Below are 15,657 nucleotides of genomic sequence, written 5' to 3'. Positions count from 1 at the left end.
CGTGAGTACTTGTTAACGCCCGGCGGTTAATAAGTACTCACGGGACCGAAGGTCACGACCGCGGCGACGTCGTCGAGGGAGAGGTCGAGAACCCGGGCGACCGCGGCGATCGTGAAGAACGCGGGTGTCGCTATGCGTCCGGTCTCGATCTTGCGCAGGGTTTCGACGGAGATGCCCGCGTCGAGTGCGACCGCGACCATGCTCATGTCTCCCCGCGCGGATCGCAGCAGCTCACCCAGCCTCTGCCCGCGTTCGAGTTCCTCTGCTGTCAACGGCACACGCACCATGTGTCATATAGTAATACCGGTATAGAAATTGGATCCAGGCGTGGAGGGTGAGTCGTGGTCGAGTTGAAGACGGCGGCCGAGGTGCAGGCGATGCGCGCGGCGGGCCGGGTGGTGGCCGACGCTCTGGCCGCCGTGCGTGAAGCGGCCACGATCGGGGTGATGCTCCAGGGCCTCGACGCGGTCGCCGCCGCAGTGATCCGCGACGCGGGGGCGGAGCCCCTGTTCCTGAACTATCACCCGAACTGGGCGCCCAGCCCGTTCCCCGGGGTCATCTGCGCGAGCGTGAACGACGCGGTGGTGCACGGAATTCCCGGCGAGTACCGACTTCGCGACGGTGACCTCGTCAGCATCGACTGCGGCGCCAGACTCGCCGGCTGGTGCGGGGACGCCGCCGTGAGTTTCGTCGTGGGAACGGCGGACCCGGCCGACGTGGCACTCGTCGAGGCCACCGAAGCCGCTCTCGCGCACGGCATTGCGGCCGCCCGGCCGGGAAACCGGTTGGGCGACATCGGTGCCGCAATCGGACTGTTCGCCCGCGGCGCGGGGTACGGGATGCTCGCCGACCACGGCGGGCACGGCATCGGCAGGCAGATGCACGAAGATCCGCACGTGCCCAACGAGGGGCGCGTCGGCAAGGGAATGCTGCTGCGTCCGGGGATGGTGATCGCGATCGAACCCATGCTCATCGCCGACGGCACCGACGACTACCGGCACGAGGCCGACGGCTGGACGCTCCGCACGGCGACGGGCGCCCGTGCCGCGCACAGCGAGCACACCGTCGCCATCGGTGAGGACGGGCCGGAAGTGTTGACGCGGTAGGGCTTTCCTATGTCAGCGCTCGCACGTCCCACACCCACACCCCGTCGACCGGCTTCGCGGGCGACCCGACGAGCTCCTGGACCGTCTCGCGCAGAACGCGATCGTTCTGGGTGTGCGGTAGAACCAGGACGTCGGCGTTCCAGAACTTCAGGTCCGTCAGTGCCTGGGCTTTCGTCGACTCGTCGATGGCAGGCACCTGGCCGGACGACTGTGCGGACGCGAGCAGCAGCGCGGTGGGGCGGTCGTCGGGCCCGTACTTACCCCGCTCCTCGCTGCCGGCCGGACCGACGAAATACCCACCGGCGATGGGGAATCCGAGATCCTGCTCGGTCTGCCAGCGCAGCATCCGCGCGTTCTCCGGGGAGGGGAGCGGCACCGTGACGACCGAGCCGTCGGTGACGTACTCCCGCCACGTGCCGTCGGCGAAGAAGCTCGGTGCGGTGTCGCGCTGCACGACGGCGAGCGGGGTGGGCGTCAGCGGAAGCAGTGCCACCGCGAGCCAGCCGACCCACAGCAGGGTGGTGGTCCGCTGACCCTCGCGGGCGGACGCCAGGGCGCGGTCGGTGCCCAGCGCGAGCAGCAGGGCAGCGGCGGGCAGGCAGCCCATCGCGAAGCGCGATTCGAGAACGGATTCGAGGAGCGGCAGGTGTGAGATCAGCGTCCACGGCAAGGGAATTCCGGTGTCCCAGCCGCCGATCGTCAGCGACGTCCCGAGCGACAGGACGCCCATCACGGCCACCGTCGCGGCCGCGGCGCGAGCCAGCGGCATGCGCCACAGCCACAGGGCCGACAGGCTGAGGAGGATCAGCAGGGGCCAGCCGAAATACGCGTTCTCCTCGGTGGCGTTCATGCTGAACTCGGCGGACCCTGGCTCGCCGGCCAGCGAAGACGTCGGAAAGCTGGTGAACGCTTCGGTGTCGTTGCCGACCGGGCCGTGTTCGATCGCCCGGTAGCTGTCGGGTCCGAAGAACTGCCACCACAGGGGCACGGCGGCGATGGCCAGCGCGATGCCGCCCGCGATCGCGAAACCCTTGATGCTGCGCTTGGCCGCAACGAATGCCGCTCGCGGACGCGACGCCGCGAAGGCGGCACCGAAGACCGCGAACGCCAGTGCGTAGATCAGCAGAGGTTCTTCGCCGAGGAATATCTGGTAGGCGATCAGCAGGCCCAGTACGATGCCGTCGCGCACCGAGCGTGCCCCGCTGCCCAGTCTGATCACGGCCAGCGCGATGAAGGGCAGCAGGAACAGGGCGACGAAGTTGGGGTGCCCGTTGGTGTGCGAGATCAGGGCGGGTGCGAAACCGCACAGGCCGCCGCCGACGGCGGCCGCGAGTCGCGACGACACGACATGCCGCGAAAACACCCAGTACCAGGCAATTGCCGTGCCCGACAGGCCAAGTGTGAGCGCGAGGGTGAAGGTGACGTTCGGTCCGAACAACAGCGTGACGGGCGCCAGCGGAATGCTGATGCCGAACATCGCCGTGTTGCCCATGAGGTTGACGCCCAGCGGGTAGTTCTGCAGGTCGCTGGAGAGCGGATTCTCCAGATGCACCATTGAGCGGGCCGCGACCGCGAAGAACCACTCCCACATCGTCTGGTCCTGGCCGCTGCGCACCAGATAGCCGGTCCCGAGGTGTTTCCACTGGCGGGCCAACACGAATGCCGCGAGGCCGACGTAGAAGACGACCACCGCGGCATCCGCCGGGTGCGGCCGGAGACGGGAGCGGAGAGGGCGAGCGGTGGTGCTGGTGCTCTCTGCCTGCCGAGTGGTCTCGACCTGGGTGAGTATCTCAGTCACGCAGCAGCGCCTCCGGTTCTCGGGTCGATGTCAATCGTCCGAGGGTACCGGAGGTCGCTGAGAGCTTCCTGGGTTGCATTCGCGTGATTGTTGCGTGTATCACATCAAGTTGATTTGTGAACTTCTGATCAATACAGGGATATTCTCCTGCCCCACTGGTTACGCTCAGCATGCTTTTTCGTATCGGTTGCAGTGCACTCTGAATGGGGTCGGCATGACGGACATCAGCACATCTCGATTTGGGTACAAACGGTTTACACGGACAGTCGCAGTCGCAGGTATTGCGGTGCTTGCCATGGTCATGGGCAACGGCACGGCCTCGGCCGGCGTGGACAATTCCAGCTCCGTGATCGACGCAAAGGGAAATCGCATCGAAGTCGTGCAGGGCGACACGGTGTATCAGGTCGTACCTCCGCTGGACGGCGTACCCACCAGCGTGGAGTTCTTCCACAACGGTTACGCCGGGGTCGCCATCACCGGACCGAACGCGGAGGAGTTCGAGGGAACTCAGCTCACCGTCGGCTATCAGATCGGTTACCCGGTCGCACTGGCGGGCGCGACGATCGTCCTGAACACGCCCGGACTCGGGTTCGCGATCGGGTCGAGCAACGGAATCAACCTGGGACTCGTCCCGGACTTCACGCTGGACCTGAACGCAGGGACCAACGCGGAACTTGCCGGTGACATCATTCCGTCGCAGGAACTCGACATCGACCTGGAGCCCGGTGGAATCACCACCGTTCCGATCCTCGAGGGTCAGGAGTTCGACGGATCGGCGGCTGTGGTCAGGATGCAGGGAGTTCATGGCTCCATCTCCGGTGCTCTCGGGCCGGTCACCATCCGTCCGTACGCTATGGCGGTCACTTCGAACGGTGACACCGTGATGACTTACGGTGTGCCGCAGAAGCTCAACTAGGCAGCCCGCCCGACAGGGTGCCTGACAGGGGTCGCCGGACTGATGTCCGGCGACCTTTGTCGACTGACATGGACGGCGATGTCGCCTGTGATCCACACGGCGGCACCGAGCAAGGCGATCACGAAAAGCACCCAGTGCCCGACGTAGACACCGACGATCGTTCCGATCGTCACGGCGAGTCCGGCATGCACGACCACATCACCGCCGGCGGTGCCGAGAAGATAGTCTTCGGCACCGCTTCCGGCACGTCGAGGCTCCTCTGCATCCGGCATGACCGCTCCTCGCGACGACCCGACAATTCCCCTCGGGGAACGGAAAATACCCGCTTCCCTGATTGGGTGCGGAATTCCCGCTGTAGGGCGAGATAAACTTGAACAGACCGATCAGTTTCTTGTGACGACCACGAACGGTCCGGTCTCCGACACCGTGAATCGCGGGTCGTCGAACAGTTCCTTCGGGAACGTGACGGTGTAGCGGCGCACGTTGGGATCGTTGGGATACACGTCCTCGGCGAGACGCAGCGTGTACCCGTCGGGGCCCTGGCGGAACACGAACGCGTCGGGGGCGCGCCACGGTGCCGCGTCGAGTGCGGCCACCAGCTGATCGGGCGTCTCGAGCTCGCTCCACTCCGCGATCACCCGTGCGCGTCCGGCGAAGTCCGCCAGGGGATTCGAGTAGTGCGACGTCAGTGCCTGGAACCCGAGGTAGGGGTAGAAACTGAGGAAGCTGGTGTCGGCGGTGAGGACCACGGTGTCGTCGCGGTCGCGGGGGACCTGCGCCTGGACCAGTTCGTCGACTGCGGCGTAATGGGCGGCGGCGCCCGGTGGGCGCTGGTCGGCGCGTTCGCCGTTGCCGTCGGTGTCGGTGTAGGCGACGGCGATGTCGGAGTCGAGGAACTTGGGGATGTTCTGGACGAACGACAGCGCGCCCAGCACGCCGATCACCAGGACCGCCCCCTTGACGCGCGGGTTGTCGCTGGTCGCGAGCACGAGCCATCCTGCGAATTCGACGAATCCGAAGACACCTGCCGCGCCGAGCAGGACGATCAGCACAGGCTCGAGCCGGAACGAGAGAAGGGTGCTGCCGAGCACCGTGAACGCCATCGACAGCAGCGACCACAGGTAGATGGCCACCACCCCGACGCCGAGTGCCTGCGCGCGCCGCGACGTCGACGCGCGGGCGACGAGCCAGATGGTGCCGAGCAGGCACAGTGCCCCGGTGAGGGAGAAGTGGATCATCGGCAGCGGTAGATGCGCGCCTGCCTCGGGCAGATAATGCAGCGCTGTTCCCGACGCCGCGGGCGAACCGCCCACGACCTTCAGCAGATACGGTAGCCAGACGGTCAGTGCGAGAAGCCCGGACACGGCGGCGATCACGATCAGCCGGACCAGCGGATCGATCGCCGCCCGCCACGACTTCTGGGCGCGTATCCGCAGGGTCGCGGCCAGCAGTGCGAGCAGGGTGATCGCGAAGGCGGCGAGTCCGAGATACAGGGTGTAGAACGTGGCTGCGAGGCCGAGGAACAGTCCGGTGCCGATCACGGCGCCCCAGCCGCCGCGTCCGTCGACACGATTGAGCCCGCCCCAGGCGAGGACGAGTGCGGGACCGATCAGCAGGGTGATGACGGCGCCGTACGGTTCGGGTGACCCGTAGGCCAGAACGAGTGCCGTGGTCGCGAGGGAGACGACGATGGCCAGGTCGTGGCGGATCAGGTTGCTCCACAACACCAGTGCCACGACGGCGGCGACGGCGAGTGATCCGATCGCGTACGGCTTGAACGCTTCCCAGCCGTCCATGCCGAGGAGGTTGGCGACGCGCCCGCCCATCCAGAACCAACCGGCCGGGTAGTACGGCGGCAGGTCGGCGTACGTCATGTCGCGCAGCGCCGCCGAGTCGGTCAGCCGCGTGAGGTACTCGGTGCGGAACTCCTGGTCGACGGAGACGCCGTGCAGGTAGAGCTTGGTGGCTGCGAGAGGCAGACCGAGGGTGACGGTCACGAACCCGGACAAGCTCGCCCACGACAGCAGCCGGGCGAACCGCGGAGCCCGGTGCAGTCGCACGAGCAGCACCGACACCGCGATTCCCACGATGGCTACGACCTGGCCGACCGTCGTGACGGCCTGGGTCACGTTGGACGAGTTGAACGCCGGCCACTGCACCCGCGCGAACGCGAGCAGTCCGACCGCCGCCACCACTGCGGCCACGACGGCCCCCAGCAGCATTTCGACAGCTGTCGACAGGGACCGTCGGGCCGGTGCTACGTCTGCTTCCGTCACAAGGGCGAAGCTTAGATGGGCAGCTTCTTGAAGATCGGTCGCGGGATGTGCCGCAGGATCATCATCACGTAGCGGAAGGCGCCGGGCGCCCACACGAGTTCCTTGCCCTTCTCCGCCGACGTGACGGCGAGCTTGGCCACGTCTTCCTTGTTCACGGTGAGCGGGGCTTCCTTCACGTCCGCGGACATGCGGGTGCGGACCTGGCCGGGACGGATGACGAGGACGCGCGGACCGAACTCACGCAGTGCCTCACCGAGTCCGAGGTAGAAACCGTCGAGTCCGGCCTTGGTGGATCCGTACACGAAGTTGGAGCGGCGCACGCGCTCGCCTGCGGCGGACGACATGGCGATGATCTGGCCGAAGCCCTGTGCCTTCATCTTCTCGCCCACGAGCACGCCCACCGACACCGCGGCCGTGTAGTTGACCTCGGCGATCTGGACGGCCTTGCGCTGGTTCTGCCACAGTTCCTCGGCGTCGCCGAGCAGGCCGAACGCGACGATGGCGACGTCGACGTCGCTCTTGGCCCACGCTTCGTCGATGACCTTCGGGTGGCTCTCGGTGTCGACGGCGTCGAAGTCGATGACGTCGACGGCGTTGGCGCCGGCCGCCTTCAGCTGGGCGACGGCGGCATCGCGACCGGGATCACCCGGCAGTGCGGCGAGGATCACCCGCATCGGCGCCTTCTTCAGGTACTCCGCGCAGATGGCGAGGCCGATCTCGGAGGTGCCACCGAGCAGCAGGAGAGTCTGGGGGTTCCCGACAGCGTTGATCACTAGAGTTCCAACCTTCTGGACATATCGGAGGCGAAGACATTGGTGGGGTCGTACTTGCGGCGGGTGGCGATCCACTCGTCGATCCGCGGGTACATGGCGTGGAAGGTCTCGGCGGTGGTGCGCGAGTCCTTGGCCGTGTAGAGGCGGCCGCCGAACTTCAGGACACGCTTGTCGAGTTCGGTGACGAACTCGTTCAGGCCGGGCTTGATGCGGAAGTCTACGCAAATGTTCCAGCCCGGGATCGGGAAGCTCAGCGGGGCCTGGTTGCCCTCGCCGAACAGCTTGAACACGTTGAGGAACGAGTAGTGCCCCGACTTCTGGATGTCGCGGATGATGGCCTTGAACTCCTCGACCGCGGTGGTGGGCACCACGAACTGGTACTGCAGGAATCCGTTCGACCCGTAGGCGCGGTTCCACTCACCGAACATGTCGAGCGGGTGGTAGAACTGCGTCAAGTTCTGAACCTTGTCGCGGTAGGTGCCGGACTTCCGGAACCACAGCTCGCCGATCATCGAGAAGTTGAACTTGTTGGCGAGGCCGTTCGGGAAGACGTCCGGGAACGTCAGCAGCTGCGGGGCGTCGAACGCGAGGGGGTTCTTCTGCAGCTTGGCCGGCAACTGGTCGAGTTTCGCGAGCGAACCGCGGGAGATCGCGGCGCGGCCCAGCTTCGGCGGCGCCGCGATGGCGTCGAACCAGGCGCTCGAGTACTCGTAGTTGGATTCGCTGCCGTCGCTGTGCAGCGCGATGGTCTCGTCGAGCGTCTGGGTGACGTCGCCGTCGGCGATGAAGTACGCGGTCTCGGTGGGTGTCATCTTGATGGTGGCCTTGAGGATGATGCCCGTCAGGCCCATGCCGCCGATCGTCGCCCAGAACAGTGCGCCCTTGGGGTCGTTGCGGCCGCCCTTCGGCGTCAGTGTGCGCACCTTGCCGTCGGCGGTGAGCAGGTCCAGCGACACCACGTGGTTGCCGAAGCTGCCGGCGCTGTGATGGTTCTTGCCGTGGATGTCGGAGCCGATGGCGCCGCCGATGGTGACCTGCCGGGTACCCGGCAGCACCGGAACCCACAGACCGAACGGCAGGGCCGCCTTCATCAGCTGGTCCAGGTTGACGCCGGCGTCGACCTCCACCAGGTGGGTGTCGCGGTCGATGCGGTGGATCTGGTTCAGCGCATTCATGTCGATGACCAGGCCACCGGCGTTCTGCGCCGGGTCGCCGTAGGAGCGGCCGAGGCCACGGGCGATCACCCCACGCTGCAGGTGAGCGGGCTTCGACTCGTTCTGCTCCGCGACCTGGGCGACCGCTCGCGCGATCACCTCCACGTCGGGAGTGGACAGCACCTGCGCGGTGGTGGGCGCGGTGCGTCCCCAGCCGGTGAGGGTGCGGGTCTGTGTGGGGAGCGCCTGGGTGGGCGTCTCTTCTGCTGTCGTGGACATCGAGGTAGAGGGTACCCGGACGCCGGCCCTGCGGGCCCCTGCGTGCATATCGACCGCGGGCGGTCGACAAGTACTCACGGGGCGCTAGCCTCGTCGTCGTGTCAGAAACCCAGCCGAGTCACGAGCACGAACCGCACGTTCCGCTCCCCGTCGAGATCCCCGTCACCGAGAACATCGCGGACGACGCACTGGACCTGAAGACGCAGATCATCCGTTTCGTCCTGACCGGTGGATTGTCGGCGATCGTCGACTTCGGCCTGTACTTCCTGCTGTTCGAGGTGGTCGGGCTCCCCGTGAACGTGGCGAAGTCGATCAGCTTCATCGCGGGCACCACCACCGCGTACCTGATCAACCGCCGGTGGACGTTCAAGGCCGAACCGAGCCGCGCCCGGTTCGTGGCGGTCGTCATCCTCTACGCGGTCACGTTCGCAGTCCAGGTGGGCCTCAACTGGGTGATGTACCACGCATTCCCCGACGAATGGTGGCGTCTGCCGCTCGCGTTCGTCATCGCCCAGGGCACGGCGACGGTCATCAATTTCGTCGTGCAGCGCGCGGTGATCTTCAAGATCCACTAGGACCGCTGCCGGCAACCACACGGCAATGCCCTGACGGGTGCTGCGATGACCCCGATCCGGGTGTTTCGGTAACGACTCAGCAACTTCTCTGGCGCTGCAGGCGTGTTCGGTGAGAATCGATCAATGCTGATTGTTCTCGACACCTCGGCCGTCACACGAGACGCGCGCTTCGAGACGTTCGTCCGCGACGCGCTCGACCAGGGCAGCCGGGTACTCGTTCCCCGCCTCGTCCTCGTCGAGGTCGCACCCCGGTACCAGCGGGAATCCGTCGCGATGATCGACGCCCTCACAGTCCAGGCGCGGATGTACGACCGGCTCGGGCTCCGGGAGGACCTGTCCGTCTTCGTGGACGCCGCCCGGGCGAAGGCCGACGGGTACGTCGACTCGCTCGCCCGGCAGCTGGAGGCGATGGGCTGCGACGTGATCGAGCCGGCGCACGCATCGCACCTCGAGATCGCCGGTCGCGAGTTGCAGCGTCGTCGCCCGTATGTGGACAAGAAGCGGCACGGCTACACCGCCACGGTGAACTGGCTGACGGTCCTGGACATCGCCGATCGCCGCCCGTCCGAGGACGTGGTGTGGGTCAGTGCTAACTCCCGGGCGTTCGGTAGCGGCGAATCCTCGACGTGGCACGACGAGATCTGGGCCGAACTGCAGGAACGTGGTCTCGGGCACCGGGTGCGGTGGGTGGTCGAGCTCGACGACGTGGAACTCCGCGAAACCGATCTGCCCCGCCGCGAGCGGGTCTTCGAGCCGGTTGTCGCGCCGCTGCCCGTGGCCGCGGTGCCGGCTCCGCTCCCGCCCCGGGCGCCCGTAGCAGCTCCCGACCCCGTGGAACCCCCGGCTCCCGCCCCGGCCGCGGCGCTTCCTCCGGTGCACGTGGCACGACCCCGGGTGGCGCCGCAGCGGATTCTGCCCTCGGGCAACGCGGACGCCGTCGGACGCCGCGGCATCGGCAGGATGATGGGTGGCCGCAAACGCAAGGTCACCGTGGTGGAGGAGCTCGACGACCTCGATTTCGGCTGAGCCGACCGCCGAAATGGCCCACTTGCCACGCCCGCGATAACGATTCGGGCAAAGGGGATAACGACTTGGGGCCGAAGGCACCATGAGTGACACACGACGGTGGCGGGTACTCCAAGGTTGAAGTTACGTATCCGTCAAAGGCGACGGGTATCGGCGACCAGGGGAGAAGGCATGAAATCTGTGCCGAACGACCGCAAGCCGTCCGCGCAGCAGCGGAGCGGGACACCGACCGTCCAATATCGTTCGGGGGCGAGGCTCGCGGGGCCGAGTATCGAATCCCAGGTTCTCTACCAGGCGTGCAGGTGGTTTCTCCGGCCTGTGGTGCGGATGGCACCGATCAACGAATCGGCGATTCGCAGGGCCGCGTTGCTGGACATGGCGGCGGGGATCCGTCCCGCTTCCGGTATTCGCCGCCAGAAGGTGCGACTGCCCGGATTCGACGCGGAGATCGTGCGCGCGCCGGGGGTGTCACCGGATCTGAGTGACGGCGTCGTCCTCTACCTGCACGGCGGCGGCTTCCTGTGCTGCGGGTTGAACACGCACCGGCCGGTGGTCGCGACGATCGCGAAGCTGACCCGGCTGCCGGTGATGCACGTCGGCTACCGGCAACTGCCCGACACGAACATCAGTGGTTCGGTCGACGACTGCCTGACGGCGTACAAGTGGTTGCTGGAGAACGGAGCCCGCGCGGGCGGGACGGTGTTCGCCGGTGATTCGGCGGGTGGGTTCCTCGTCTTCGCGACTGCGCTGAAGGCCCGCGAGGAGGGCGTCGATCTGCCCGCCGGCCTGGTCGGACTGTCGCCGCTGCTGGACCTGGACTGCGCCGACAAGCTGGTGCACGCCAACGCCGCCCGCGACGTGTTCGCGCCAGTGGAGGCGCTCGTCACCATCGGCAAGCTCGGCGGCGAGGTGGACGGCGTGCTCGACCCCGCGCTGTCGCCCGTGAACGGGGCTCTCGAGGGTCTGCCGCCTGCGCTGCTGGTCGCCGCAGAAGGCGAGGTGCTGCGGTCGGATTCGGAACTGATGGCGTATCGGCTGAGCGCTGCGGGTGTTCCGACGACGCTGCAGATCTGGGACGGCCAGGTGCACGCGTTCCCGGCGTTGTGGCCTGGTCTGCCGGAAAGCCGTGCGGTGCTTCGGCGTATCGCGCGATTCGTCGCGATGCGTGTGCGGCCGGAGGACGGTGTCGCCCGGGACAAGACGGCCTGACTACCGCGGCGGGCCTTTCTCGAGCACGATCGTCGTCGATCGCTGGTGTCCGCTCTCGTCGAACCAGCGCACCGCGACCTCGTCGCCGGGGTGCCGTCCGATCATGTGCTCGCTGAGATCGTCCGAGGACCGGACGGGTGTTCCGTCGAATTCGGTGATGACGTCTCCGATCTCGATACCCGCGTCGTCGGCGGGGGTGCCGATGCTGACCCAGAGCACTTCGGCGCCCCGATCGTCGTCGGTGACGCTGATCCCGAGGAGAGGGGTATCGCCGATGTGCACGGTGGCGGACGTGGTTCCGGCGCGGACCTGATCGACGATCGTCATCGCGGTGTCGATGGGCACCGCATACGATCTCGGCTGGGTGGGAGCGGGTTTCGCGGGGTCGGAGTCGGCGTTGCCCGCAGTGTTGACACCGATGACAGCGGCGGTGGTGTCGACGAGGGGGCCGCCGGAGTCGCCGGGACGTACCGCCGCGTCGATCTGGATCAGCCCGTTCAGTCGGTTCCGGGAACCGTCGGTGGAACTGCGGGCGGTGATCGACTGCTCGACGTCGGTCACGAACCCCCGGGCCGCCACCGGAACTCCGCCTCCTTCCGCGTTACCCACCGCGGTCACCGGGTCACCGATGCCGACGGTGGTGTCCTTCGCGAGGATCGCGGCCGGGAGGTCGCTCGCGCCCTGGAGTCGGAGTACCGCGATGTCGCGCGAACTGTCGTACCCGAGGACGTCCGCGACGTACTCCGCACCGTTGCCCAGGCTCACCGCGCTGATGTCGAGGGCGCCGTCGATCACGTGATGGTTGGTGAGGACGACGCCGTCGGGGGTGAGCACGATCCCCGTTCCCGCGGTTTCGACGAGGCCCGAATCCGCGACGAGGGTGACGATCGCCGGGATCACCCTGGCCTCGACCTCCTCCGGGGCCAGGACCACGGGCGGGGGCGGGGGAGGCGCGGCGGGCTGGGCGACCGTCGCCGCGGGCGGTCCCGGTTCGCGGACCGGTGGTGCGCTCAGCAGCAGGCTGCCGATCACCGCCGTGGCCAGGGCGAGGACCGCTGCGGCGCGGGGCGTCGTCATGCCCGGTTGTCGTCGTCGCGGAGTCGATTCAGGACTGTTTCAGCGACCCCCAGCCGTGCCAGGTGTCGATCTCGATCCAGGCGCTGACCCGTTTGCGGTCGCGGACGGGGTACGGCTTGCCGGTGTAATGCGTGGCGAGGCGGTCGATGTCGGCGAGTTCGCCGTCGTCGACGAATTCGGTCACCCGGCCCTGGACGCTGACGTGGGTGATCCAGTCGTCGGGGTCCATCGCGGTGAGGCTGACGCGGGGGTCGCCGCGCAGGTAGTCCAGGCGTCGACGCTCGGCGTCCATGTTGACCATTACCTTGCCGTCCTCGAACAGGTACCAGGTGGCCACGGACACGGGCTGGCCGTCGGGTCGGATGCAGGCGATGGTGGCGTAATTGGGCCGAGCGAACATCTCGGCGGCTTTCGGTGTCAGAGGTGGCTTCGACATGTCCGAAAGATACCCCGGGGGCCTTCGGCTCGGTGCGTGGTTGACGAGTCCGAGCCCTCGTCAACCCCGCACCGGGCAGGCGGCCGTGGACTCGCGGACGACGAGGGTCGGGGTGAACGAGAGCTGCTGGTGGCGGTGGGTGTCGGGGTTGTTGACCTGATCGAGCAGGAGCTCGGCCGCCGCTCGACCCAGTTCGTTCCGCGGCTGGGCGACGGATGTCAGCGGCACGGCCGCGCCGGCGGCGTAGTCGATGTCGTCGTACCCGACGATCGCGAGGTCTTCGGGCACGCGCTTGCCGTGCTGGATGAACTCCTGGAGCACACCGAGTGCGAGCAGATCGTTGGCGCAGAATGCCGCCGTGGGCCGCTCCTCCGCCGGCATCGCGAGAATTTCACGGGCCGCGTGGGTGCCGGCCTCGATGCTGAGGGATCGGGTGGCGACGGTGCGCATGCGTGTGCTCGCCGATTCCGCGACGGCGCTGAGCGCCCCGTCCCGTCGGTCGCGGACCTGCCTGATGCTGTCGGGCCCGCCGACGAACACGATGTTCCGATGCCCCTGCTCCATGAGGTGGCGAGCGGCGATCCGGCCGCCGTGGACGTCGTCGACGGCGACGGAGGATCGGCCGGGTGTGCGGGACCCGCGGTCGAGCAGGACCACCGGTGTGCCCTGGCGGTCGAGGTTGGCGAGCATCGGGGTGCTCTCACCGGTGGGGCAGAGCAGGATCCCGTGGACGCGTTGTTCCATGAGCTGGCCGAGCTGCCGGTTCTCGCGTTCTTCCGATTCGCCGGTGCTGATCATGACCATCAGCAGCTCGTTCGCCTCGGCGACCTCCTCGGCTCCGGACGCAACGTCGACGAAGAAGGGGTTGCGCGCGTCGAGGACGACGACGGCGAGCATCCGCGACTGGCCGGCGCGGAGTTGGCGGGCGGCGTCGTTGCGGACGAAGCCGAGCTGGGTGATGGCCGCATGCACTCGTTGACGGGTCGCCTCGGACACCAGTTCGGGGTGATTGAGCACGTTGCTGATCGTCCCCATCGAGACGCCCGCGAGCGCGGCGACCTCGCGCATGGACGCTGCCATTCGATTCCCCCTTCAGCCGGCTCGTTCGACCGCGCACATTCTCGTTCGACCGCGCACATTCTCGTTCGACCGCGCACATTCTCGTTCGACCGCGCACATTGTCGCGTCGGTCGTTGCCCGAGAACGATCCGGCGCTCTTGAATCGCTTCAGACTCAGTATCGCCGTCCGCGGTGGCGGAATCAAGACCGGCTCCCAGGCGAGACGATGAGAGACGGGTAGTAATGGACCTGGCGTGCTTTTATAACGATAAGGTCACGGTGGTGACCGGCTTTGCCAAACCTCTTGACTTGTGGCGTCAATCACTTCTAGCTTCATAAACGAGAAATGAACCGTTTCAATCGGAGGTGCTGAATGAGCGTCCCCCCTGCGGTGCCGTTGCTGGAAGTTCGGGACGTCACCAAGTCCTTCGGCAACGTCGCTGCTGTTCAGGGTGTGTCGTTTCCGCTCTACGGCGGCGAGGCACACGCCCTCGTCGGAGAGAACGGTGCAGGCAAGTCGACCATCGTGAAGATGCTCGCCGGCGTGCACGGCCCCGACACCGGATCGCTCCTCGTCGGCGGCGAGGAAGTGTCGCTCGGGTCGCCCTCGGATGCCAAGGCCCGGGGCATCGCGGTCATCTACCAGGAGCCGACCCTGTTCCCCGACCTCACCATCGCGGAAAACATCTTCATCGGCACCCAGCCGCGGGCCCGGTTCGGGATGATCGACCGCGGCGCGATGAACACCGCCGCCCGCGCACTGTTCGACCGTCTCGGTGTCCCGATGGACCCGGACCGGCTGGCCAGCGGACTGTCGATCGCCGATCAGCAGCTCGTCGAGATCGCGAAGGCGCTCTCCACCGACGCCAACGTCATCGTCATGGACGAGCCGACCGCGGCGCTGTCCGGCAACGAGGTCGAGCGGCTGTTCAAGGTCGCCCGGTCCCTCTGCGCGTCCGGTGCGGCGGTCATGTTCATCTCACACCGCTTCGAGGAGATCTTCGCGCTGTGCCAGCGGGTCACCGTGATGCGCGACGGACGGCACATCTCCACCGCCGAGCTGGCGGGACTGACGGTCGACGACCTCGTCCGCAGCATGGTCGGCCGCGACCTCGGCGCGCTGTTCCCGAAGATCGACGTGGAACCGGGCGCCGTCGTCCTCGAGATCGAGAACCTGTCGCGAGCCGGGGTGTTCTCCGACATCAGTTTCCAGGTCCGGGCCGGTGAGATCGTGGCGTTGTCCGGGCTGGTCGGTGCCGGCCGGTCCGAGGTCATGCAGTCGGCGTTCGGTGTGGACCCCCGCGACAGCGGAGACGTCCGGGTACGCGGCAAGAGCCTGCGCAAGGGCAACCCGAAGGCCGCGATGCGCGCCGGAATGGCGCTCGTCCCGGAGGACCGTCGCCAGCAGGGCCTGATCCTGGACATGTCGATCGAGCGCAACGCCACATTGACGCGGTCGTCCGCTCTCGCGCGGTTCGGCTTCCTCGTCGGGGGACGTGAGCGTCGGTCGGCATACGAGTGGACGAAGAAACTGCAGACCAAGTACGCGCGCATCACCGACCCCGTCGGCGTGCTGTCGGGTGGCAATCAGCAGAAGGTCGTGCTCGCCAAGTGGATGGCCACCGCGCCGAGCGTCCTGATCGTGGACGAGCCCACCCGCGGAATCGACGTCGGTACCAAAGCCGAAGTGCACCGGATCATCTCGATGCTCGCCAGTGAAGGCGTCGCCGTCGTGATGATCTCCTCCGAACTGCCGGAGGTGCTCGGAATGGCCGATCGCGTCCTTGTGATGAGGGAAGGACGAATCGTGTCGGAACTGAGCAGGTCCGAGGCCGACGAGGAGAAGATCATGTTCGCTGCAACGGGTTCGGAGGCCGCCGCATGAGTTGCCCTGTGTCAAGCCGCCGGTTGTTGGTGGGCGATCAGTCGTTGGAGGGCGCCGTGTTTGTCCGGGTCGTAGGCGAGGTTGTCCT

15 protein-coding genes are annotated in these 15,657 nt (G+C 67.1%); 6 read left to right on the top strand and 9 right to left on the bottom strand.

Features of this window, described 5'->3' with window-relative positions; genetic code table 11:
* Positions 1-26 precede the first annotated feature (26 nt).
* Positions 27-287 (bottom strand): helix-turn-helix domain-containing protein, encoded by a 261-nt coding sequence (locus tag ACFVJ3_RS23955; RefSeq protein WP_378454412.1) that lies wholly within the window; start codon positions 285-287, stop codon positions 27-29.
* Between the two features lie 54 nt (positions 288-341).
* Here ACFVJ3_RS23955 and map point away from each other — a divergent pair, with 54 nt between their 5' ends.
* The gene (map, locus tag ACFVJ3_RS23950) at positions 342-1,106 is read left to right on the top strand and encodes a type I methionyl aminopeptidase (protein WP_378454411.1); all 765 of its coding nucleotides are present in this window, start codon (positions 342-344) and stop codon (positions 1,104-1,106) included.
* 7 nt (positions 1,107-1,113) lie between these two features.
* On the opposite strand, the gene ACFVJ3_RS23945 is transcribed toward map, so the two are convergent.
* A complete protein-coding gene (locus ACFVJ3_RS23945; RefSeq protein WP_378454410.1) occupies positions 1,114-2,904 on the bottom strand; it encodes a glycosyl transferase in 1,791 nt (596 codons plus the stop codon).
* A 214-nt stretch (positions 2,905-3,118) separates the two neighbouring features.
* On the opposite strand from ACFVJ3_RS23945, the gene ACFVJ3_RS23940 reads away from it, so the two are divergent.
* The gene (locus tag ACFVJ3_RS23940; protein WP_378454409.1) at positions 3,119-3,820 is read left to right on the top strand and encodes an MspA family porin; all 702 of its coding nucleotides are present in this window, start codon (positions 3,119-3,121) and stop codon (positions 3,818-3,820) included.
* Here the strand turns inward: ACFVJ3_RS23940 and ACFVJ3_RS23935 are convergent.
* From ACFVJ3_RS23935 to ACFVJ3_RS23920, 4 genes are all read right to left on the bottom strand, one after another.
* Complete coding sequence (locus tag ACFVJ3_RS23935) at positions 3,817-4,092, bottom strand: hypothetical protein (RefSeq protein ID WP_378454408.1); 276 nt, start codon at positions 4,090-4,092, stop codon at positions 3,817-3,819. The two genes, ACFVJ3_RS23940 and ACFVJ3_RS23935, sit on opposite strands and share 4 nt — an antisense overlap.
* A gap of 111 nt (positions 4,093-4,203) precedes the next feature.
* Complete coding sequence (locus tag ACFVJ3_RS23930) at positions 4,204-6,096, bottom strand: galactan 5-O-arabinofuranosyltransferase (protein WP_378454407.1); 1,893 nt, start codon at positions 6,094-6,096, stop codon at positions 4,204-4,206.
* An 11-nt stretch (positions 6,097-6,107) separates the two neighbouring features.
* Positions 6,108-6,869 carry a decaprenylphospho-beta-D-erythro-pentofuranosid-2-ulose 2-reductase gene (locus ACFVJ3_RS23925; protein WP_378454406.1) on the bottom strand — a complete coding sequence of 254 codons (762 nt, stop codon included), beginning with the start codon at positions 6,867-6,869 and terminating at the stop codon, positions 6,108-6,110.
* Positions 6,869-8,302 (bottom strand): FAD-binding oxidoreductase, encoded by a 1,434-nt coding sequence (locus ACFVJ3_RS23920; RefSeq protein WP_005248821.1) that lies wholly within the window; start codon positions 8,300-8,302, stop codon positions 6,869-6,871. Before ACFVJ3_RS23920 ends, ACFVJ3_RS23925 begins: the two co-directional genes overlap by 1 nt.
* Before the next feature lie 98 nt (positions 8,303-8,400).
* Between ACFVJ3_RS23920 and ACFVJ3_RS23915 the strand changes: the two genes are divergently transcribed.
* The 3 genes from ACFVJ3_RS23915 to ACFVJ3_RS23905 all read left to right on the top strand — a co-directional run bounded on the left by ACFVJ3_RS23915 (position 8,401) and on the right by ACFVJ3_RS23905 (position 11,112).
* Positions 8,401-8,877 carry a GtrA family protein gene (locus ACFVJ3_RS23915; protein ID WP_112301596.1) on the top strand — a complete coding sequence of 159 codons (477 nt, stop codon included), beginning with the start codon at positions 8,401-8,403 and terminating at the stop codon, positions 8,875-8,877.
* A 123-nt stretch (positions 8,878-9,000) separates the two neighbouring features.
* On the top strand, positions 9,001-9,903 hold the full coding sequence (locus ACFVJ3_RS23910) for a PIN domain-containing protein (protein ID WP_378454405.1): 903 nt from the start codon (positions 9,001-9,003) through the stop codon (positions 9,901-9,903).
* Between the two features lie 171 nt (positions 9,904-10,074).
* Entirely contained in the window at positions 10,075-11,112 is a 1,038-nt protein-coding gene (locus tag ACFVJ3_RS23905; protein ID WP_378454404.1) for an alpha/beta hydrolase, read from the top strand.
* Here ACFVJ3_RS23905 and ACFVJ3_RS23900 read toward each other — a convergent pair whose 3' ends face one another.
* The 3 genes from ACFVJ3_RS23900 to ACFVJ3_RS23890 are packed head-to-tail and all read right to left on the bottom strand — an operon-like array spanning position 11,113 to position 13,705.
* The gene (locus ACFVJ3_RS23900; protein ID WP_378454403.1) at positions 11,113-12,189 is read right to left on the bottom strand and encodes a S1C family serine protease; all 1,077 of its coding nucleotides are present in this window, start codon (positions 12,187-12,189) and stop codon (positions 11,113-11,115) included. It abuts the gene before it with no gap.
* Between the two features lie 28 nt (positions 12,190-12,217).
* The gene (locus ACFVJ3_RS23895) at positions 12,218-12,625 is read right to left on the bottom strand and encodes a PPOX class F420-dependent oxidoreductase (protein ID WP_378454402.1); all 408 of its coding nucleotides are present in this window, start codon (positions 12,623-12,625) and stop codon (positions 12,218-12,220) included.
* Positions 12,626-12,685: 60 nt separating this feature from the next.
* Complete coding sequence (locus ACFVJ3_RS23890) at positions 12,686-13,705, bottom strand: LacI family DNA-binding transcriptional regulator (protein ID WP_378454401.1); 1,020 nt, start codon at positions 13,703-13,705, stop codon at positions 12,686-12,688.
* Between the two features lie 352 nt (positions 13,706-14,057).
* On the opposite strand from ACFVJ3_RS23890, the gene ACFVJ3_RS23885 reads away from it, so the two are divergent.
* Positions 14,058-15,569, top strand: coding sequence for a sugar ABC transporter ATP-binding protein (locus ACFVJ3_RS23885; RefSeq protein ID WP_378454400.1), 1,512 nt, complete (start codon positions 14,058-14,060; stop codon positions 15,567-15,569).
* Positions 15,570-15,657: the final 88 nt, after the last annotated feature.

It is taken from the genome of Rhodococcus sp. NPDC127593 (genome assembly GCF_042671975.1).
In the GTDB taxonomy this organism is placed as follows: Bacteria; Actinomycetota; Actinomycetes; order Mycobacteriales; family Mycobacteriaceae; genus Rhodococcus_F.
Note: the sequence above shows the minus strand (reverse complement) of the source record. Positions and strands in the feature narration are given on the sequence as shown.